16 protein-coding genes are annotated in these 21,889 nt (G+C 32.3%); all 16 read left to right on the top strand.

Translation table 11 applies throughout. The features are described from left to right. Positions 1 to 17 precede the first annotated feature (17 nt). The 16 genes from MW871_RS11440 to lolA1 all read left to right on the top strand — a co-directional run bounded on the left by MW871_RS11440 (position 18) and on the right by lolA1 (position 21,886). On the top strand, positions 18 to 1,526 hold the full coding sequence (locus tag MW871_RS11440) for a sodium:solute symporter (protein ID WP_248428620.1): 1,509 nt from the start codon (positions 18 to 20) through the stop codon (positions 1,524 to 1,526). Positions 1,527 to 1,612: 86 nt separating this feature from the next. Further along, a complete protein-coding gene (locus MW871_RS11445) occupies positions 1,613 to 4,612 on the top strand; it encodes a serine hydrolase domain-containing protein (protein WP_248428622.1) in 3,000 nt (999 codons plus the stop codon). A gap of 172 nt (positions 4,613 to 4,784) precedes the next feature. Further along, the gene (locus MW871_RS11450; protein WP_248428624.1) at positions 4,785 to 5,993 is read left to right on the top strand and encodes an anhydro-N-acetylmuramic acid kinase; all 1,209 of its coding nucleotides are present in this window, start codon (positions 4,785 to 4,787) and stop codon (positions 5,991 to 5,993) included. A gap of 28 nt (positions 5,994 to 6,021) precedes the next feature. Further along, complete coding sequence (locus MW871_RS11455) at positions 6,022 to 7,293, top strand: acyltransferase family protein (protein WP_248428626.1); 1,272 nt, start codon at positions 6,022 to 6,024, stop codon at positions 7,291 to 7,293. Between the two features lie 151 nt (positions 7,294 to 7,444). Further along, complete coding sequence (locus tag MW871_RS11460) at positions 7,445 to 8,977, top strand: glycoside hydrolase family 10-like protein (RefSeq protein ID WP_248428628.1); 1,533 nt, start codon at positions 7,445 to 7,447, stop codon at positions 8,975 to 8,977. Positions 8,978 to 9,002: 25 nt separating this feature from the next. Further along, positions 9,003 to 10,313, top strand: a complete 1,311-nt coding sequence (locus tag MW871_RS11465) for an MFS transporter (RefSeq protein WP_248428630.1) — start codon at positions 9,003 to 9,005, stop codon at positions 10,311 to 10,313. A 145-nt stretch (positions 10,314 to 10,458) separates the two neighbouring features. Further along, positions 10,459 to 12,069 carry a glycoside hydrolase family 3 protein gene (locus tag MW871_RS11470; protein ID WP_248428632.1) on the top strand — a complete coding sequence of 537 codons (1,611 nt, stop codon included), beginning with the start codon at positions 10,459 to 10,461 and terminating at the stop codon, positions 12,067 to 12,069. A gap of 220 nt (positions 12,070 to 12,289) precedes the next feature. Beyond that, positions 12,290 to 13,747: a Na+/H+ antiporter NhaC gene (nhaC, locus tag MW871_RS11475; protein ID WP_248428634.1), complete on the top strand. Its 1,458-nt coding sequence runs from the start codon at positions 12,290 to 12,292 to the stop codon at positions 13,745 to 13,747. Positions 13,748 to 13,927: 180 nt separating this feature from the next. Then, entirely contained in the window at positions 13,928 to 16,108 is a 2,181-nt protein-coding gene (gene katG, locus MW871_RS11480) for a catalase/peroxidase HPI (protein ID WP_248428641.1), read from the top strand. A 226-nt stretch (positions 16,109 to 16,334) separates the two neighbouring features. Further along, positions 16,335 to 16,973 carry a peroxiredoxin gene (locus tag MW871_RS11485; RefSeq protein ID WP_188050752.1) on the top strand — a complete coding sequence of 213 codons (639 nt, stop codon included), beginning with the start codon at positions 16,335 to 16,337 and terminating at the stop codon, positions 16,971 to 16,973. Positions 16,974 to 17,045: 72 nt separating this feature from the next. Further along, positions 17,046 to 17,354 (top strand): thioredoxin family protein, encoded by a 309-nt coding sequence (locus tag MW871_RS11490; RefSeq protein ID WP_210646056.1) that lies wholly within the window; start codon positions 17,046 to 17,048, stop codon positions 17,352 to 17,354. Between the two features lie 56 nt (positions 17,355 to 17,410). Beyond that, positions 17,411 to 17,668 (top strand): DUF6952 family protein, encoded by a 258-nt coding sequence (locus tag MW871_RS11495; protein ID WP_210646055.1) that lies wholly within the window; start codon positions 17,411 to 17,413, stop codon positions 17,666 to 17,668. Positions 17,669 to 17,858: 190 nt separating this feature from the next. After that, positions 17,859 to 18,356, top strand: a complete 498-nt coding sequence (gene tpx, locus MW871_RS11500; RefSeq protein ID WP_248428643.1) for a thiol peroxidase — start codon at positions 17,859 to 17,861, stop codon at positions 18,354 to 18,356. Positions 18,357 to 18,366: 10 nt separating this feature from the next. Continuing rightward, positions 18,367 to 18,741, top strand: coding sequence for a diacylglycerol kinase (locus MW871_RS11505; RefSeq protein WP_210646053.1), 375 nt, complete (start codon positions 18,367 to 18,369; stop codon positions 18,739 to 18,741). 18 nt (positions 18,742 to 18,759) lie between these two features. Then, positions 18,760 to 21,204 (top strand): DNA translocase FtsK, encoded by a 2,445-nt coding sequence (locus MW871_RS11510; protein WP_248428644.1) that lies wholly within the window; start codon positions 18,760 to 18,762, stop codon positions 21,202 to 21,204. 4 nt (positions 21,205 to 21,208) lie between these two features. After that, complete coding sequence (lolA1, locus tag MW871_RS11515; RefSeq protein WP_188050878.1) at positions 21,209 to 21,886, top strand: outer membrane lipoprotein periplasmic chaperone LolA1; 678 nt, start codon at positions 21,209 to 21,211, stop codon at positions 21,884 to 21,886. Positions 21,887 to 21,889 lie beyond the last annotated feature (3 nt).

The following is a 21,889-nucleotide window of genomic DNA, read 5'->3' on the forward strand; positions in this document are numbered from 1 at the left end:
ACTAACCACCACATAAAATGACACCAAGCGCCATCCTAATTCTTATTCTTGTTTACTTCGGAGTATTATTTTATATCTCGCATATTGTGAGTCGGAAAGATGATGGAAATGAAGCTTTTTTTACAGCGAATAAAAACTCTAAATGGTATTTAGTAGCTTTTGGAATGATTGGAACGGCTCTTTCTGGGGTAACCTTTATATCAGTTCCTGGCGAAGTTGGTGCGGCCAGTGGGGAACAATTTAAATATTTTCAGTTCATCATAGGAAATGCTATTGGCTTTATAGTAATTACAAAATTATTATTGCCGTTGTATTACAGAATGAACTTAACCTCAATTTATAGCTATATTGAGCAAAGAATGGGTTTTTACAGTTATAAAACTGCTGCATCAATATTCTTAATTAGTAGAACCATTAGCTCTGCTTTTAGATTGTACTTAGTCGTTATTGTGTTGCAGCGTTATGTTTTTGATTACTACGGAATTCCTTTTGCGGTTACCGTTTTAATTTCGCTACTACTTATCTTTTCTTATACATATCGCGGTGGACTAAAAACAATTATTATTACCGATACTTTACAAACATTTTTCTTAGTAACATCGGTTTTCTTGACAATCTATTTTATTTGCGACAGTATGGATTTAAGTGCCATTGGCGCATTTGAAGAAGTAAAAAACAGTAACTATTCAAAAATATTTTTCTTTGATGATTTCTTAGGAAGTAAATTCCATTTTGTAAAACAAATTTTAGGCGGAATGTTTGTCACCATCGCTATGACAGGCTTAGACCAAGATTTAATGCAAAAAAATCTGAGTTGCAAAAATATTGGTGAAGCCCAAAAAAACATGTTCACCTTTACAGGAATATTTGTTCTTATTAATATCTTTTTCTTGAGTGTTGGTGCTTTACTTTATATTTATGCCAATAAAAACGGAATAGCAATACCAACCGATTTAGTTACTGGCAAACCAAGAACCGATTTGCTTTTTCCAGAAATAGCTTTAAATCATCTCTCCATAGTTCCGGCAATCGTGTTTTTACTTGGTATTATTGCAGCTACTTTTGCCACTACAGATTCTGCTTTAACAGCTTTGACAACCTCCTTTTGTGTCGATTTTTTAGGAATGGACAAAGAAGAAAATCAAAAAAAGAAAAATAATGTCCGCATTAGGCATTTAGTTCACATCAGTTTTTCCACACTAATTTTCTTGGTGATACTTGTTTTTAATTCTATCAATGACAGCTCAGTTGTAGGAATGATATTTAGAGTAGCATCCTATACTTACGGACCATTGTTAGGATTATATGCTTTTGGCTTATTTCAGAAAACAAGAAATGTAAACGATAGATTAGTGCCATATATCTGTTTACTTTCTCCCCTATTTACGTACTTAATAAATGAGTATTCCAGAACCTTATTTTCTGGATATGTATTTGACAACGAACTTATAGTACTCAACGGACTGTTGACTTATTTAGGTTTATTAATAACCAGTTCTCATAGTGCAAAAAAAATAAGCTTTTAGCTCTACTAAAGATAAAAATTACTGACTAATGAATTGTGTCTATCAAAAAGAAATGATGGGTACGCAATTCGCTTAAAATAAACTAAATGAAAAATTACTTTATAAAGATTAGCCTTTACATTGCGTTTCTATTTTTAATTACCAATTGTGCAACTACAAAAAAAGCAACTATAACAGGGAATTTAAAAACAGATTCTTTTAGAAACGATACTATGGTTTATAAGGGTTTAAATAAATCAGAAAGAAAAAATTTTTTAAAAGATTCTGATTCTGAAACACGTTGGGTAGATAGCATCTATAATAAATTATCGGTCAAAGAAAAACTTGGTCAACTTTTTATGGTTTCTGCATATTCCAATAAAGATTCTATACATGAAAATAAGGTTAAAGACTTAATAGAGAATTATAAAGTGGGTGGAATTATTTTTTTTCAAGGCGGTCCGGTTCGACAAGCGAAATTAACAAATGAATACCAAGCTAAAGCAAAAGTTCCTCTTTTTATAGGTCTGGATGCCGAATGGGGTTTGAGTATGAGATTAGATTCTACTTATGTTTTCCCTTGGAACATGACCTTAGGAGCCATTCAAGATTTAAATTTAATAGAAAAAGTAGGAATACAAATGGGTGCTGAAGCAAAAAGAATGGGAATCCATTTTAACTTTGGTCCTGTGCTAGACATAAATACCAACCCTAAAAATCCGATTATAGGAAATCGTTCCTTTGGCGAAAGCAAAATTAATGTGGCAAATAAAGGGGTTGCATTAATGAAAGGGGTTCAAAGTCAAGGTGTATTTAGTACTGGGAAACACTTTCCAGGTCATGGCGACACTTCTGCTGACTCGCATTACACGTTGCCATTAGTAACATTTTCAAAAGATAGAATTGATAGCGTAGAATTGTATCCTTATAAAAAAATGTTTGATGAAGGTTTAGTTTCAGTGATGGTGGGACATCTTAATATACCAAGTTTAGAAACTAAAGCTGATTATCCCTCCTCGGCCTCCTATAATATTGTTACGAATTTGTTACAAAATCAATTGGGTTTTGATGGTTTAATTATAACCGATGGTTTAGCGATGAAGGGCGCTACGGATTTTAAAGGTCCAGGCGATCTTGAGTTAGCCGTACTTCTTGCAGGAAATGATATGTTGTTAGGTCCAGAAAATGTTCCTGTTGCAATGACAAAATTAGAATCTTATTATAATGAAGGAATTCTTACCGAAGAACGTCTTGCACATTCTGTCAAAAAAATATTGCGTTACAAATTTAAAGCAGGCTTAAACAATTATAAAGCAATAGAAATTAAAAATCTTATTGCTGATATCAACCCTTCTCAAAATGATGCTTTAAATTACAAATTATACGAAAATGCAATCACCGTCCTAAAAAACAAGAAGGAAATTCTTCCTATAAAAGATTTGAGTCAAAAAATAGCCTATGTAAAATTAGGCGATGATTCTAATAGTACTTTTGTGTCTACACTAAAAAAATATACCAATGTAACCGAATTGGCAAGTAACAGTATTGATAGCCTAAACACGGAATTAAAAAAATACGACATTGTAATTATTGGTTTTCATAAAGAAAATAAAACTTGGGCCAAACAAGACTTTACCGAAACAGAAATGCTTTGGCTACAAGAAATTGCAAAGCACAATAAAGTGATTCTAGATGTATTTGCTAAACCTTACACCTTACTTCCTATTTCAGATTTTGATGCTATTGAAGGACTCGTAGTCTCCTACCAAAACTCTGATATAAGTCAAATAGTTTCTGCAGAAGTAGTGTTTGGTGCGGTCGAAGCCAAAGGAAAACTTCCTGTATCGATCAACAAATCTTTCCGTGTAAATGATGGTTTATCGACAACTAAACTAAATCGTTTGGGTTTTACTGCTCCTGAGAATGAAAACTTAAATCCAAAAATTTTAGCTAAAATAGATGGTATCGCACAAAAAGCAATTGATGGTAAAATGACTCCAGGAATGGAAGTTTTAATTGCTCGAAAAGGAAATGTTATTTTTCAAAAATCATACGGGCATCTTACTTATGAAGGCACAAAAGAAGTAATCAATTCTGATTTATATGATGTAGCTTCACTTTCTAAAATGATTTCGACGCTTCCAAACGTGATGCAATTATACGACCGAAAAAAAGTTACGCTCGATACAGAATTAAAAAAAATGGTACCAATTTTCGCAAAATCAAATAAAGCAAACATCAATTTCAAAGATTTACTGACCCATTATGCAGGGCTTCAAGCTTGGATTCCGTTTTATAAAGCAACATTGGATAGCAATAATAAACCATTAGAAAAATATTATCATAAAGTTCCAAGCGCTGCATTTTCTACCAAAGTAGCTGACGATCTCTATATTAGAAATGATTATCATGATACGATTATGAAAATCATTGCTAACAGTCCTTTATCGATTAAAAAGGAGTACAAATACAGTGATTTTACCTTCATTATCTTAAAAGAATATTTAGAGCGAAAAACAAAACAACCACTTGAGGTATTGAGTCAAAAAAACTTTTATAGTTCCCTTGGTATGAATTATACGCTTTACAATCCCTTGACAAAATTCAATAAAAATGAAATCGCACCATCAGAAATAGATACTTATTTTCGCCATCAAGTGGTGCAAGGATATGTACATGATATGGCCGCAGCAATGGAAGGTGGAGTTGCGGGTCATGCCGGAATTTTCTCGAATGCAATGGATGTGGCTAAAATGATGCAACTTTATTTACAGAAAGGAAACTATGGTAATATTCAATATTTTTCTGCTGCAACATTCGATGCTTTTAATACGTCTTATTACGCCGCTGAAGGTGTAGAACGAGGCTTAGGTTTTGATAAACGAATAGGAAAAGATGGTCCCACTTGTGGTTGTGTATCGAAAGCTAGTTTTGGTCATACTGGTTTTACTGGAGATATTGCTTGGGTAGATCCAGAAACCGAAATTGTTTATATTTTTCTATCTAACAGAACTTATCCTGAAGTTACAGCCGAAGGAAATAAATTAGCAAAAGAAAAAATTAGAGAAGAAATTCAACAAATAATTCAAGATGCAATTATCAAATAGCTTCGTAAAGTCTAAAAATTAAATTGCATGAATTTTTATAATCGGATGTAAAACTTTTAACTTTACCCAATAAGATATCTATTATGCGTTTAAAAAATCAATAAAGCAAAACGTTGATATTCTTTATTTTTTTACATGGTCAAAAAAAGACTTTATTTTTATTACTTAAATTATGAATTCAAATATAGAATCTCTTTATCAAATTGCACAAAAGCCAACACGTACAATTATTGGTTTGATGTCAGGAACTTCATTAGATGGTTTGGATGTGGCTTTATGTGAAATTTCAGCTTCAGGTGAAGAAACAGAGGTAAAATTAATTGAATTTGAAACTGTTGATTATTCCGAAGACATAAAATTGGAAATCAGATCTGTTTTTGCAAAACAAACAATTGATTTTCAAAAACTCGTTTTACTGAATGAATGGATTGGTATTCTACATGCGAATATGATTTTGGAATGTTTAAATAAATGGCAAATTGATGCAGATAAAATCGATTTAATCGCATCCCACGGTCAAACAGTTTTTCATGCTCCTAAGATTTTACACCAACAAGAAAAATTCCCAAATGCCACATTGCAAATTGGAGATGGCGATCATATAGCAGTTAAAACAAGAATTATAACCGTATCTGATTTTAGACAAAAACATGTTGCCGCGGGCGGCGAAGGCGCACCTTTAGCCGTTTATGGTGATTACTTCCTGTTTTCAAAAAAAGGAGAAAATAGAATTATGCTCAACATGGGCGGAATTTCAAATTTCACTTACTTGCCTACTTCTAGTAATCCAGAAGAGGTTTTTGTAACCGATACAGGAACCGGAAACACCTTGAGTGATGCCTTTACAAAACTTCATTTTCCAAATAAATCATTTGATCAAGATGCAGAAATTGCTAAAACGGGTTCGGTAAATGAGTCACTTTTAGAAAGTTTAAAATCACATGATTTTTTTACAAAGTCGTTTCCTAAAACTACAGGTCCAGAACTTTTTAATATAGATTATGTAAAAAAAGCTCAAGCCCAAAGCAACACAACAAACATTTCAATTTCTGATTTATTAGCAACATTAACTCGCTTTAGTGCTGAAACTATTGCCGAGGCTATACATTTTGTAATAAATACCAGTATTTATGATCCTCAAACATTTACTATTTACATGTCTGGTGGCGGTGCACACAATCCATTATTAGTGCAATGGCTTAAAGAATTATTGCCTTGTACTTTTGCAAAAACCGATGATTTAGGAATTTCGGGAGATGCTAAAGAAGCGTTACTATTTGCTATTCTGGCTAATGAAACTGTTTCTGGAGGAAAATCAAATTTTGGAAAACTCAAAGGAATTCCTTCCGTATCTATGGGGAAAATTTCTTTCCCGTATTAAAAAAACTAAAACTAACCAAACTAATACCATGCAAAAAGAACGTTTAATTTCACTTGATGTCTTCAGAGGATTTACCATTTTACTGATGACTATTGTAAATAATCCCGGAAGTTGGTCTCATATTTATCCTCCGTTAGAACATGCCGACTGGAACGGCTGTACCCCTACTGATTTAGTTTTCCCCTTTTTTATTTTCATAATGGGAACAGCAATTCCATTTGCTATGCCTTCAAAACTGTTGGATTATGCCGTTTTTAATAAAATTTTGGTTCGTTCGTTACGCATTTTCTGTTTGGGTTTATTTTTAAATTTCTTTAGTCGAATTGAAGTGTTATCATTAGAAGGCATTCCTTTATTAATTGCAAGACTGATAATAACATTTGCAGTAGCTTATGCCCTTTTAGGAAACTTCACTTTAAAAATTAAATCGTACTTAGTTTTTCTATTATTAGCAATACTATTATTCTTGGCTTATAGTGGTATTCCGGCTTATGAAGACGTTAGAATTCCAGGAGTTTTACAAAGAATTGGAATTGTTTATTTCTTTAGTTCCCTATTATATTTAAAAACAAATCTTAAAACACAACTTGTAATAGCATCCATTATCTTGCTGGTTTATTGGGCTCTGATGACCTTAATCCCTGTTCCCGGATTTGGGCCAGCAAATTTAGAAAAAGGGACCAACTTAGCTGCTTGGATAGATAATTTAGTACTCAATGGTCATTTATGGGCTTCCTCTAAAACTTGGGATCCAGAAGGGATTTTAAGTACCTTACCAGCAATAGCCTCGGGAATCTTAGGAATGTATATTGGTCAGATTTTAAATAAACCAATTGAAAAATTAGAAATAGTTAAAAAAACAGCCATTGCCGGAATTATTCTGCTAATTCTAGGACTAATTTGGGGAATTGTTTTTCCAATAAACAAATCATTGTGGAGTAGTTCTTATGTTTTATACACAGCAGGAATTGCCTCTTTGTGCCTAACACTTTTATACTACATCATTGATGTAGCAGATTATAAAAGATGGACTAAATTATTTTTAGTTTGGGGTGTAAATCCAATGATTGTATTTTTCTTTTCTGGAATAATTCCGAGAGCTTTAAGCGCTATCAAAATTGAAAATCCTAATGGAACGAGTGAACCAATTAATCTTCAAAAATTTATATACGATTTTAACATCGTTCCTCTTTTTAGTGATCCGTTAAATGCATCTCTATTTTATGCTGTGGGATACGCAGTGTTTTGGAGTTTAATTTTATGGGGATTTTATAAATATAAATTATTCTTTAAAGTATAAATTTTAAAATCATTATTAAACATTTTACACAGGAGCAACTCTAATTTGGCAAAGAAATTGAAGCAGGAAAATAAGTCAAATTATAAAACCTATTTCTCTGGTAAATTTCACTAAAAAAACTAATTTTGATTACTTTATAAATAAAAATCTGATGAACAATTACAAGCACATTCTTTTAGTTATTTCCTTTCTTACATGCTCTTTTTCGAAAGGAAATGCACAAGAATTGGTAGCCCATCCCAAAAATGAATTTAGAGCCGTTTGGATTGCAACGGTAGCAAATATAGACTGGCCAAAAACGAGCACAGATAACGTTGCCAAACAAAAAGCCGATTATTTAGAGATTTTAGATACTTATAAGAGATTAAATTATAATGCTGTCATTGTTCAGATTCGTAGTGTAGGCGATGCTTTTTATCCATCAAAATTAGCACCTTGGTCCAAATATTTAACTGGAAAAGAAGGAAAGGCACCCAACCCCTATTTTGATCCATTAGAATGGATGATTACAGAAGCACATCAAAGAGGCTTCGAATTTCATGCTTGGTTAAATCCGTATCGTGCAACAATGAATTTAAAAACGGAAGAATTAAGTCCTGAGCATGATTTTTATAAACATCCAGATTGGATGATTAAATATGCTGGAAAATATTATTATAACCCTGCACTTCCAGAGGTTCAAAACCATCTAACGGCTGTTGTTGAAGAAGTAGTGGCTAATTATGACATAGATGCTATTCACTTTGATGATTATTTTTATCCGTATAAAGTTCCAGGAGAAAAATTTAACGATGCGGCCTCTTTTATAAAATATGGAGACGGAATGTCCTTAGAAGATTGGAGACGATCTAACGTAAACGATTTTGTAAGATGCATTGCTATTGCCATAAAAAACAGTAAACCTTGGGTACAATTCGGAATCAGTCCTTTTGGAGTTTGGCGCAATAAATCTGTAGATTCTAGAGGTTCAGAAACAGAATCTGGTCAAACCAATTATGATGATTTATTTGCAGATCCAATGGCTTGGATGGAATACAGGTGGATTGATTACTTAATACCACAATTGTATTGGAGTATGGATCACCCAAAAGCTTCTTATTCAAAACTCTTACGCTGGTGGTCAGAAAACTCCAAAAATGTAGCCGTTTATATTGGAAACGGAAGTTATAAAATCAACGCAGATTCTGACAAAAGATGGAATAATCCAAAAGAAATTCCAAATCAAATTGACTATGCAAGAAACTATAAAAACATTCAAGGAAATGCTTTTTTTAGCGCTAAATCATTTATAAATAGGAATCAAAGTGTTACAAAATTACTTATAGAAAATCAATATAAATATCCAGCGCTTCCTATAGTGGTGCCAAATTCTGTTAAAAAAATGGTCATTGTACCATCACCAACTAATATCGTTACAGATTCTCTATCGACGCGTTTTAATGTGCAATATCCTTTATATAGTAAAGTGCGTTATCTAATGGTTTATAGTGCTCCATCCAGTATAAAAATTGATATTAACGATGCCACTCAAATTAGTAATAAAATAGCTTACAAACAAAATAGTGATACTGTAGAGGTTGTTATTCCTACTGACAAATTTGATAAAAATGCGACTTATGCGATCACATTTATAGACTATTATGGTAATGAAAGTGAACCTACAGAACTACAATTTGCACAATAAACTTAACTGACTTTAATTTCCCTAGATGAAAACAGATAATAGACCTTGGTATTGGATTCCCGTTTTAAATTTTGCTTCTGGATTTCCCTACGTAATAATCATATCCGTTTCTGTATTAATGTACAAAAACCTGGGAATAAGCAATGAAGACATTGGTTTTTATACTAGTTTACTTTATTTACCTTGGGTAATAAAACCATTATGGAGTCCATTTATAGACTTGTATGGTACTAAAAGAAAATGGTTTTTATTGATGCAATTACTAATTTCGATTGCATTTTTAATAGTAGGTTTTATTATTCCCACGAGCCAATTTTTCATACTGAGTTTAGCTGTTTTTTGGATGGCTGCATTTGCATCGGCATCCAATGATGTTGCCAGTGATGGCTTTTACATGTTGGCTTTAGAGAAACAACAACAATCTTTCTTTTTAGGAATTCGAAGCACGTTTTACCGAGCATCAATGCTAACTGGAAATGGCTTAATTATATTATTAGCAGGTTATTTAGAACATCGCTTTGGTAATAATTTTCAGGCATGGTCTTACACGATGATTTTCGTTGGAATTGTAATGTCATTATTAACACTTTACAACTTTTTTGCTACGCCAAAAACAGAGCTTCCAATTGCTTTAGGCGAAAAGGAAGAGAAAAATTTTGGAAAAGTATTCAGCAGTTTTTTTAAGAAAAAACAAATCGGATTAATTCTAGCATTTATTCTTGTATTTCGTTTAGGAGAATCGCAATTATTAAAAATGCTAACTCCTTTTTTAGTAGATCCAATAGCAAATGGTGGAATGGGTTTACAGACTGAAGATGTAGGTATTATATATGGAACTTTAGGATTAATTGCACTAACGATTGGTGGGATTTTAGGCGGAATTGCTATTTCTAAAGATGGATTAGGAAAATGGCTCCTTCCTATGATTTTAGTGATGCACTTGCCTATAATAGGATTTGTTTTATTATCACATTTTCAGCCACAAGATGTCATGCACATTGTCATAAATAATTCTTATGCAAACATAGATTATTCAATGAATACTTATACCAGTTTAGTAGTAATAATTGAACAATTTGGTTACGGTTTTGGTTTTGCTGCTTTTATGATGTATTTAATATATGTTGCAGATGGCGAATCTAAAACATCCCACTACTCTATTGCGACTGGATTTATGGCACTTGGAATGATGCTACCGGGAATGATAAGTGGTTATATTCAAGAATATTTAGGATATGGAAATTTCTTTATTTGGGTGTTCCTGGCAACTATTCCAGGATTAATATTATCTCGTTTTTTAGTTTTTCCAAAGGAATTTGGTAAGAAAACGGTATAAAAGGGTTCTAAAAAAAATCTACAAAATTCTAATGTAAAATTGTAAAATTTTTACAATGCTGTAACACGATACAAAATGAGTAGTAAAATAATAATCTTCGCTGAAAATTTTTAAAATTTTATCTGGCACTACTAAATTAAATACAATGACTTTAGAACAAAAAATAGGACAATTCTTTTTTCCAGCCGTTTTTATAAACGATACCGAAGAAAATATTCAAGAAACAGAACGATTAATAAGAGATCATAATATTGGTGGTTTAACTTTTTTTCATAGTAGAGCCAGTGCCGCTACCAATTATGAAACCAAGAAAAAAGTAATTCTAAACGATGACAGTTGCCAGCGTTTGAAAGAACTTATCGTTCGTTATCAAAAATGTGCTCCTACACCACTATTGATGAGTATTGATGCCGAATGGGGATTGGCCATGCGTGTCGAAAAAACACCCCAATATCCTTATGCTATTACTCTTGGTGCATTGCCAAAATCGCAATCCCATCTAGTTTACGAAGTTGGAAAGCAGATTGGTTTAGATCTAAAATCAGTTGGAATACATTATAATTTAGCTCCTTTGGCTGATATCAATAATAATCCAAATAACCCCGTAATTGGCTATCGTTCATTTGGTGAAAACAAAGAAAAGGTAAGTGATTTTGCTTTAGAATATCTTAGAGGAATGAACGATGTGGGTGTTTTAGGATGCCTCAAACATTTTCCTGGACACGGAAATACTAATGTGGACTCTCATTTGGGATTACCCATTTTAGAGGAAAATTTAGAGCAATTATTAGCAAACGAACTAGTTCCATTTATCAAAGGAATCGAGAATAATGTAGATTCGATAATGATTGGTCACTTAGCTGTTCCTGCTTTAAATGAAGGAAAAGACACTTCTGCAACTTTATCAAAATCAATTATAGAAACCCTTTTACGCAAACAATTAAATTATGATGGTTTAGTAATTTCTGATGCACTTAATATGCGAAGCGTTTCTGATTTATATGAAAAGAAAGGGCAATTGGAGTGGGAAGCTTTCAATGCTGGAAACGATATCTTGTGCTTTGCAGTAAATGTTAGAGAAGGAATTCAAGAAATTCTAAAAAACGCTTCTCCTCAAAGAATTGAAGAAAGCTATAATCGTTTGTGGAAATGTAAAGAAAAAGTAGGCATTTTAAATGAAAATTTTAATTTCATACAAAACTCCACTATCAATTTTGATTTTGATAAAACCTCAGAATTAAATTTAAAAATAGCCCAAAATTGCATTACTAAAATTAAAGATAACCAAAATACAGACCTTGTTTATTCTGCAAAAGCAAACAACAGTTTAGCCAAAATAAGCCTCTATAAAAACTGTGATAATTCATTTTTTAAAAATTTATCTCCCAATTTATCTTCTCCAGAATTTTCTTTTGAAATTGAAAACGAAATTAGCTTAACTAATTTAGAAGAAAATCTAAAAGAGTTTGATACGTTAATTATATCCTTGTTTGTACCAAAAGCAAAACCATTAAATAATTTTGACTTAGAAGACTCTATTTTAGAATTTTTAAAAAAAATATTTTCATCTAAAAAATGTATTTTATATGTCTTTGGTAATCCTTATGTTTTACAAGTCATTCCAAACGTAACTTCAGCACTGGGAATTATACAAATGTATCAGGATTTTGAAGAATTTCAACAAGCAGCAGCCAATCAATTACTGTTAGATTCTGAATGCCAAGGAACACTACCTGTGACCATTAGCAATTTATAAAAAAAGAAATTATTTAAAAAAAAATAATGCTTTATATAAATGCTATTATTTACAAAACATTAAAATAATCCCATAAATTCAAAAACTAATAATACTAAATTACATCTATAATTTGGAGTTGAAAAAGAGTTTAAAGATCATTTGAAATAGGAGTTTTCAAAAATTCACTTTAGGCTCATAGCAACATTTTTATCTATATTGCAAACTTAAACGATATAGAATGGATACCAAAATTAACAGAAATAAAGAATTATCAATTGGAGAAGCTTTAATTCCTGTTGCGGCACTTATTACAATGTTAGGTTTTAATGTTTATGTTTTTGGCGATGAAGCTTTAAGCGGCAGTAATCAATTTGTTTTATTACTAGGGGCTGCAGTGGCTGCAATAGTGGGCTTTTTTAACAAAGTTACTTTTATCAAAATGATGGAAGAAGTAGCCGAAAATATTAAAGCTACCGTTGGCGCTATTTTGATATTATTAATGGTCGGTGCGTTGGCCGGTACTTGGCTTATTAGCGGAATCATTCCCTCAATGATTTATTATGGTTTACAAATCCTAAGTCCAGCAATTTTTTTACCGGCTACTTTAATCATATGTTCTATAATTTCTATAGCAACAGGAAGTTCTTGGACTACTAGTGCTACGGTTGGTATTGCACTAATTGGTGTAGGTGGCGCTTTAGGTTTTGATCTAGGAATGGTAGCAGGCGCAGTAATTTCTGGTGCTTATTTTGGAGATAAATTATCACCAATGTCAGACACAACAAACCTTGCTCCTGCTATGGCCGGAACAGATTTGTTTACGCATATTCGCTATATGGCATTGACAACCATACCAACTTATATCCTCACACTTATTTTATTTATTATTCTAGGTTTATCAGTAGATATTAAGGGTGATGTTGATATAGCCAAACTACTAACAGATATTCAAACTTCTTTTACAATCTCACCTTGGCTATTTGCTGTACCTGTAATTGTTATTGGTTTAATTGTTAGAAAAACAGAACCATTAATTGCTTTATTAATAGGCACATTATTAGCTGGCTTTTTTGCTTTATTTTTTCAGCCACAAATCATTAATCAAATCGCAGGAGTAGAACAAATGACTTTTCAATCGGCATATAAAGGAATTATGAATGCTATTACTGCAGAGGTAATTGTACCAACGGAAAATAAAACATTAGAAACACTTTTCACCTCTGGTGGAATGCAAAAAATGCTGGGTACAATTTGGTTAATTCTTTGTGCAATGGTTTTTGGTGGTGTCATGGATGCTATTGGTGCTTTGTCAAGAATTAGTCAATCATTGCTTAAATTAGCGCATACTACTTTTGGTTTATTTGCAGCAACCGTAGGAAGCTGTTTAGCACTAAACATAACGGCATCAGATCAATATTTAGCCATAGTAGTTCCAGGAAAAATGTTCGCAAAAGCTTATAAAAATAAAGGTTTAGCACCAGAAAATTTAAGTCGAACTCTTGAAGATGCAGGAACTGTTTCTTCTGTTTTAATACCTTGGAATACTTGCGGAGCTTATCATGCTGGAACTTTAGGGGTTTCAACTATAGATTATTTGCCTTATGCCTTTTTTAATATTATTAGTCCTTTCATGACTTTAATTTTTGCTGCTTTTAACATCAAAATTAGACAGTTAGTATCAGAAGTAAAAATTTAATTTTAAAATGCTGTATTTCAATTATTGTTTCCAATTTCACAATATTTTGCTCATTTTCTAATATTTTTTAATGATATAACAAAAAACTATGATTTAATAAAAAGTTATAATCATAATCAATTAAAATTATCTATCTTTAGAGTAAATTTGTATTAGAAAATAACGAATAAATAAAAACATATGGAACATTCTAACGAAATTGGCAAGTGTCCTTTTAGTCAAAAAGAAGATACTTCAAAAGAAGTAATTACCAATCAACATTGGTGGCCAAAATCACTAAACTTAGATATATTAAGTCAACATGATTCAAAAACAAATCCTTTAGGAAATGACTTCAATTATGCTGAAGAGTTTAAGAAATTAGATTTAGAAGCATTAAAAAATGATCTTAAAAAATCAATGACAGAAAGCCAGGATTGGTGGCCTGCAGATTGGGGTCATTATGGTGGATTGATGATTCGTTTGGCTTGGCACTCTGCTGGAACGTATAGAATTTCCGATGGCCGTGGTGGTAGTGGAACCGGAAATCAACGTTTTGCACCTTTAAATAGTTGGCCTGATAACGGAAACTTAGATAAAGCACGCAGGTTATTATGGCCTATCAAGAAAAAATATGGTAACAAAATATCTTGGGCAGATTTAATCGTTTTAGCCGGAAACATGGCTTACGAATCAATGGGTTTTAAAACTTTTGGATTTGCGGGTGGACGAAAAGACATTTGGAATCCTCAAAAAGAAGTGTATTGGGGAGCTGAAAAAGAATGGTTAGCAAAATCAGGAAGTGAAGGCAGCAGGTATTCTGGAGAAAGAGATTTAGAAAATCCTTTAGCAGCTGTAATGATGGGATTGATTTATGTGAACCCAGAAGGAGTTGATGGGGTTCCTGATCCTTTAAAAACGGCACATGACGTTCGCGTTACTTTCGAAAGAATGGCTATGAATGACGAAGAAACTTGTGCATTGACTGCAGGAGGTCATACCGTTGGAAAAGCGCACGGAAACGGGGATGCTTCTAAACTAGGAAAAGAACCAGAAGGCGGAGAAATTCATGATCAAGGTTTTGGTTGGATCAATCCAAGTGGAAATGGTGCTAATACCATAACTAGTGGTTTAGAAGGTTCTTGGACCACAAATCCTACGCGTTGGGACAATGAATATTTTCATTTGCTATTAACTTATGATTGGGAATTGAAAAAAAGTCCAGCTGGTGCTTGGCAATGGGAACCAATTAATATCAAAGAGGAAGACATGCCTGTTGATGCTTATGATCCAACAGTAAAAAGAAATCCTATTATGACGGATGCCGATATGGCGATGAAAATGGATCCGAAATACAGAGTGATATCAGAGCGTTTTCATAAAGATCCTGCCTATTTTAATGATGTTTTTGCTAGAGCTTGGTTTAAATTAACACACCGGGATTTAGGTCCAAAAAATAGATATTTAGGCGCTGATGTTCCTAATGAAGAATTGGTTTGGCAAGATCCAATTCCAACAGTAGATTACACTTTATCAGAAACTGAAATTGAAGAGTTAAAAGTAAAACTACTTAATAGTGGTTTAACAAGAGTAGAATTGATCAATACCGCTTGGGATAGCGCAAGAACTTTTAGAGGTTCTGATTTTAGAGGAGGTGCAAACGGTGCAAGAATTCGTTTAGCTCCTCAAAAAGATTGGATTGCAAATGAACCAGAACGATTACAAAAAGTAATTACAAAATTGACTGAAATTCAATCTGGATTAGCAAAAAAAGTCAGTATCGCTGATTTAATTGTACTTGGCGGAAGCGCAGCTATTGAAAAAGCGGCTCAAGATGGTGGGTTTAATGTAAAAGTTCCTTTTTATGCAGGAAGAGGAGATTCTAGTGACGCACAAACCGATGCAAACTCTTTTGGCGTTTTAGAACCAACCAATGATGCTTTTAGGAATTTCATGAAAAAAGAAAACACTGCTCAACCCGAAGAATTAATGCTGGATAAAGCACAATTATTAGGATTGATCGCTCCAGAAATGACCGTTTTGCTTGGCGGAATGCGTGTTCTTGGTACAAACTATAATGGTACCAAAATGGGCGTTTTCACTAATAATGAAGGTGTTTTGACCAATGATTTCTTTGTTAATTTAACGGATATGAATTACAGTTGGAAATCAGTTGGAGAAAATTTATATAACATTGTAGATAGAAAATCTGGAGTAACAAAATGGACCGCTAGTCGTGTAGATTTAGTTTTCGGATCTAATTCTATATTAAGATCTTATGCAGAAGTATATGCGCAAGATGATAATAAAGAAAAATTCGTCCAGGATTTTGTCAAAGTTTGGACAAAAGTGATGAATTTAGATCGTTTTGATTTAAATTAAAATTTAATATGTTTTGCTTAAAATCCACCATTTATATGGTGGATTTTTTTTTACAAACAGATAATTTACAGAATATAAAATGAAAAAAAACATTAAAAAGTATCTTTATAACGAATAGGTTTTGCTTATGATTTGATAAGAAAATACCATAAATTTATACAAATAGCTTGTCCTTTTTTTGTACTTTTGTACTACAAAAAATAATAACAATCTAAATTAAAATTATATGTCTTTAGTAGGAAAAAAATTCCCAAGTATTGCAGTAGATGCCATTTCAGAAATGGGTGATAATTTAAAAATTAATATTTTTGAAGAAGCTACAAAAAACAACAAAAAAGTACTTTTGTTTTGGTATCCAAAAGATTTTACTTTTGTTTGCCCAACGGAATTACACGCTTTTCAAGCTGCTTTACCTGAATTTGAAAAAAGAAATACAATCGTAATTGGAGCTTCTTGCGATACGAATGAAGTACACTTTGCTTGGTTAAATACTCCAAAAAACAATGGTGGAATTGAAGGAGTAACTTATCCAATTCTAGCTGACACTAATAGAAATTTATCAAATATTTTAGGAATTCTTGATATTGATTCTACAGAGTATTCTGAAGAAACGGATTCTGTAATTGTTGAAGGATCTAATGTTACTTTTAGAGCTACTTATTTGATTGATGAAACTGGAAAAATTTTCCACGAAAGTGTTAATGATATGCCATTAGGTCGTAACGTAAACGAATACTTACGTATGGTTGACGCTTACACACACATCCAAGAAAAAGGAGAAGTTTGTCCTGCAAACTGGGAAGCTGGTAAAGAAGCAATGAGTGCAGACAGAAAAAGTACAGCTGAATATTTAAGCTTAAACTAAATTAATAACAATGTAATTTGTCATAGCAGTTTTAAATAATGCTATGACAAATTATTTTTTAAATTCAAAAATATGTTAATCGAATTAACCGAAGATACGTTACAGGATTTAATCTCAAAAAATGAGAAAGTTGTAGTTCAATTTTCTGCCTCTTGGTGCGGAAACTGTAGAATTATGAAACCTAAATTTAAAAAATTAGCCGCTGAAAATGAAGCTATTACTTTTGCTCTAGTAGATGCCGAAAATTTTCCAGAATCTAGAAAACTAGCTAACGTGAGTAATCTGCCAACTTTTGCCACTTTTGTAAATGGTAAACTAGTAAATGAAACTCAGACTAATAAACAAGAAGTACTTATTGATTTAGTGCAAGAGATTGTTTAATTTATTTAGCCGTTTTATTCCAAATTAAAATTTAAAAACACAAAATAACTAAACCTATGAAATTACCTGTAATTAAGCATTTAACTCAATTTATAGAAGAAAATGATGAAGATTATATCGTAGAAACTATTGAAGTACTAGAAGCAATGACTGAGATTTCATCACTTAAAGATGAGGAATTAGATGTAATTGGAGAGTTGATTTCAAACATGTATGGTTCTTTAGAAGTGAATAAATTAATAAAATCTGGAGTCGATAAAAAAGAAGCTTTGAATACTTTTATGAAAAGAGTTTTAGGCGCTATAGACAAATAAAATAATTCATACTACCCTATTGAAGAACGTACTCCTAATCAAGTACGTTTTTTTTTGTTTAAGAAATTAAACAGTAAGAATTTATACTACTTACTATTTCAACCCAAAAAAGGGAAACTTTAAACCTAGAATTGAGAACAAAATCTTAAATAATTTTCATACTTTTGAACCTCACAAAAAAATTGACATCATGGCATCAATAACATTAGGAGGAAATCCTATTCACACTTCAGGACAATTACCTGCAGTTGGCACTAAATTGAGTGATTTTAAATTAATTAACACTGATCTTTCTGATGTTTCATTAGGAGATTTTTCAGGAAAGAAAGTAGTCATAAATATTTTTCCAAGTATTGATACAGGTACCTGTGCAGCATCCGTTAGAAAATTTAACGAAAGTGCTAGCCAATTAGATAACACTACTGTTTTATGCATTTCAAGAGATTTACCATTTGCACAAAAACGTTTTTGTGGCGCAGAAGGACTTGAAAATGTAGTTAACTTATCGGATTTTAAAAATGGTGATTTTGGAAAAAAGAACGGTTTAGAAATAACTGACGGACCTTTAGCTGGTTTGCACTCAAGAGCAATTATTGTTTTAGATGAAAAAGGAACAATAATACACACCGAGCAAGTAGCCGAAATTGCTGACGAACCTAATTACGAAGCTGCATTAGCAGTATTATAAAACTTCATTAATGGAATTTCAAAAAGACAATACCTTCATCACAGGTAGAATGAAGAGCATGACCTATGCTTATAAAGGGGCTATAAAACTAATCACAACGGAACACAGTGTAATGGTTCAATTTTCCTTAGGAATTTTGATGACCATTGCTGGGTTTTATTTTGGTATTTCAAAAACAGAATGGCTCTTTCAAATTTTTGCTATTGGTTTAGTTTTAAGTGTAGAAGGTTTGAACACTGCTATTGAGAAAATAGCAGATTTTATACATCCTAATTATCACGAAAAAATTGGATTTATTAAGGATATCGCTGCAGGAGCCGTGTTCTTTGCTGCAATGACAGCAATCGCAATTGGTTTAACAATATATGTGCCTCTATTTTTATAGGCTTTAGTACAAAAAAGAATGGCAAAAACAATAAAAACAGCTTCTTCAAACAAGAAAAATGAAACTATTGCGGAGACAAAAACTCCAATAAAACTTACCAAGCAGCACAAAATTGTTATTGGTTCTTTATTAGTTTTATTTTCTATAGCTCTATTGTTTGCGTTTGTTTCCTTTTTTATTTACGGACAGCAAGATCAAAGTGCCGTTGGCGAATTAACCGACCGATCTGAGATCGTAGAAAACTGGTTGGGTAAATTTGGCGCTTTTTTAGCCAATTTATTAATATACAAAGGCTTTGGCCTTGCTGCATTTGTATTTGTACGTTTATTTTTTCTTACCGGAATTTATATGGTGCTGGGCATTAGTGTACGAAAATTAAAAAACACTTGGTTTTGGGATTTATTCGTAATTATAATTTTGTCCATATTGTTTGGTTTTTTTGCAACATCAGCACCAGAATTAGGCGGAACAATAGGATATGAATTAAATTTATTTTTGCAAGATTACCTCGGTAAAACAGGAACTTTATTAACTTTAATCTTCGGATTAATAATTTACATTATTTTCAAAATAAAGTTATCACCAGAAAGCATACAATCCTTTTTTAGTGATACTAAAAAAGAAACAAACCCTACTGTTAATACTGAAATTTCAAATAATAAAAATACTGATTACAATTTAGAAGAGTTTGCTGTTGTTGATGAAGAAGACACTATTCACCTAAAAACTAATGGCACTCAATTTGAAATCAATAAAGAAGCGTTAAAGCCTACTATTAACAACTCGTCTGATATAAATAGAGATCCTATTGCAAAACCTCTTGCAATGGAAATTATGCCACCACCATTACCTGAAGTTATGGTTGGTGCAGGTGAATCATTTGTAATTGAAACCGCTCCCGAAGAAGATATAATTGAAGAGAATCTCGCATCAAGATTAGTGGCTGATTTTGGTTTATTTGACCCTACATTAGATTTATCAAATTATAAATTTCCAACCATTGATTTATTAAAAGAATATTCAACTGGAGGAATTACGATAAACCAAGAGGAATTAGAAGAAAATAAAAACCGAATTGTAGATACACTTCGAAATTATAAAATTGAAATAGCTCAAATAAAAGCAACCGTAGGACCCTCAGTTACTTTATATGAAATCGTACCAGAAGCCGGAATTCGTATTTCTAAAATTAAAAGTTTAGAGGATGATATTGCGTTATCACTTTCGGCATTAGGAATTCGTATCATTGCTCCAATTCCTGGGAAAGGAACGATAGGAATAGAAGTTCCTAATAAAAATCCAACGATGGTTTCTATGAAAAGTGTAATTGGCTCTGCCAAATTTCAAGAAGCTGAAATGGAATTACCAATTGCCCTTGGAAAAACAATTTCTAATGAAACATTTGTAGTTGATTTAGCTAAAATGCCTCACTTATTAATGGCTGGTGCAACTGGTCAAGGAAAATCAGTTGGATTAAATGCGGTTCTTACTTCACTTTTATACAAAAAACATCCAGCAGAAGTTAAATTTGTTTTAGTCGATCCTAAAAAAGTAGAATTGACTCTTTTTAATAAAATAGAAAGACATTATTTAGCGAAACTTCCAGACATGGATGACGCCATTATCACTGATAATGCAAAAGTGGTTAATACATTGAACTCACTTTGTGTAGAAATGGACAATCGCTACACTTTGTTAAAAGATGCAATGGTACGTAACATCAAAGAATACAATGATAAATTTAAAGCAAGAAAACTGAATCCTGAAAATGGACATCGCTTTCTTCCTTATATCGTGTTAGTCGTAGATGAATTTGCCGATTTGATTATGACTGCGGGTAAAGAAGTAGAAGTTCCTATTGCTCGTTTAGCACAACTTGCGCGTGCTATTGGAATTCACTTAATTATTGCAACACAAAGACCATCGGTAAACGTGATTACAGGTTTGATAAAAGCCAACTTCCCTGCTAGAATTGCTTTTAGAGTTACTTCAAAAATTGACTCTCGAACAATTCTTGATACACAGGGAGCAGATCAATTAATTGGTCGTGGAGATATGCTTTACACCAATGGAAATGATGTAGTACGTGTACAATGTGCTTTTATCGATACACCTGAGGTTGAAAAGATAACAGAATTCATTGGTTCACAAAAAGCATATGCAACTGCTTATTTACTTCCAGAGTTTATTGGAGAAGATAGTGGCATCAATCTTGATATGGATATATCCGACAGAGATACTTTATTTAGAGAAGCAGCAGAAATTATTGTTAATGCCCAACAAGGATCAGCCTCTTTATTACAAAGAAAACTAAAATTAGGCTACAATAGAGCGGGTAGATTAATTGACCAACTTGAAGCTGCAGGAATTGTTGGCCCATTTGAAGGAAGTAAAGCACGAAGCGTAAATATTCTAGATATGAGTTCTCTTGATCAATTTTTCAATAATGAACAAAATAAATAATACAATGAAAGTAACAAATCAAGATTTTATAAAAAATTTAGGCTCAAAAATTCTTCTCATAACCGCCTTATTCCTTATTGGATTTTCAGGGCAAGCACAAGATAAGAAAGCTAAAGAACTACTAGACCAAGTTGCAGCTAAGGTAAAAAGCTATGATAATATCACCATTGACTTTAAATATTCTTTAAATAATTCTAAAGAAAATATAAACCAAGATAGTAAAGGAAATGTAATTATGAAAGGCAATCAATATGTCTTAAATTTCATGGGCGTTACAAAAATATTTGATGGTAAAAAAACCTATACTATCGTACCAGAAGATGAAGAAGTGACTGTTTCGACGGTAAATGAAAAAGATGACAATGCAATAACACCATCAAAAATGTTGACTTTTTTCAATACGGGATACAAATACAATATGGACATATTGCAAAATGTAAAAGGAAGAAAAATTCAATACATTAAATTAGTTTCTACAAACCCAAAAGACCAGAGAAAAGAGGTGTTATTAGGTATTGATGTGCAGACCAAACACATTTACAATTTAATTGAAGTGGGTAAAAAAGGTACAAAAACAACATTAACGGTTAATTCTTTCAAAACGAATCAACCTTTGTCAAAAAATCAATTTACCTTTGCGGGAAGTAAATATCCAAATTACTACATTAACAAATTAGATTAATGC

This window comes from Flavobacterium pygoscelis (assembly GCF_023162025.1).
In the GTDB taxonomy this organism is placed as follows: Bacteria; Bacteroidota; Bacteroidia; order Flavobacteriales; family Flavobacteriaceae; genus Flavobacterium; species Flavobacterium pygoscelis.

Coding starts and splice junctions, on each gene's coding strand:
- MW871_RS11510 (WP_248428644.1), top strand. CDS start 18,760: ATGGCAAAAACAATAAAAACAGCTTCTTCAAACAAGAAAAATGAAACT.
- MW871_RS11485 (WP_188050752.1), top strand. CDS start 16,335: ATGTCTTTAGTAGGAAAAAAATTCCCAAGTATTGCAGTAGATGCCATT.
- MW871_RS11495 (WP_210646055.1), top strand. CDS start 17,411: ATGAAATTACCTGTAATTAAGCATTTAACTCAATTTATAGAAGAAAAT.
- MW871_RS11455 (WP_248428626.1), top strand. CDS start 6,022: ATGCAAAAAGAACGTTTAATTTCACTTGATGTCTTCAGAGGATTTACC.
- lolA1 (WP_188050878.1), top strand. CDS start 21,209: ATGAAAGTAACAAATCAAGATTTTATAAAAAATTTAGGCTCAAAAATT.
- tpx (WP_248428643.1), top strand. CDS start 17,859: ATGGCATCAATAACATTAGGAGGAAATCCTATTCACACTTCAGGACAA.
- MW871_RS11465 (WP_248428630.1), top strand. CDS start 9,003: ATGAAAACAGATAATAGACCTTGGTATTGGATTCCCGTTTTAAATTTT.
- MW871_RS11450 (WP_248428624.1), top strand. CDS start 4,785: ATGAATTCAAATATAGAATCTCTTTATCAAATTGCACAAAAGCCAACA.
- MW871_RS11505 (WP_210646053.1), top strand. CDS start 18,367: ATGGAATTTCAAAAAGACAATACCTTCATCACAGGTAGAATGAAGAGC.
- MW871_RS11440 (WP_248428620.1), top strand. CDS start 18: ATGACACCAAGCGCCATCCTAATTCTTATTCTTGTTTACTTCGGAGTA.
- nhaC (WP_248428634.1), top strand. CDS start 12,290: ATGGATACCAAAATTAACAGAAATAAAGAATTATCAATTGGAGAAGCT.
- MW871_RS11460 (WP_248428628.1), top strand. CDS start 7,445: ATGAACAATTACAAGCACATTCTTTTAGTTATTTCCTTTCTTACATGC.
- katG (WP_248428641.1), top strand. CDS start 13,928: ATGGAACATTCTAACGAAATTGGCAAGTGTCCTTTTAGTCAAAAAGAA.
- MW871_RS11445 (WP_248428622.1), top strand. CDS start 1,613: ATGAAAAATTACTTTATAAAGATTAGCCTTTACATTGCGTTTCTATTT.
- MW871_RS11470 (WP_248428632.1), top strand. CDS start 10,459: ATGACTTTAGAACAAAAAATAGGACAATTCTTTTTTCCAGCCGTTTTT.
- MW871_RS11490 (WP_210646056.1), top strand. CDS start 17,046: ATGTTAATCGAATTAACCGAAGATACGTTACAGGATTTAATCTCAAAA.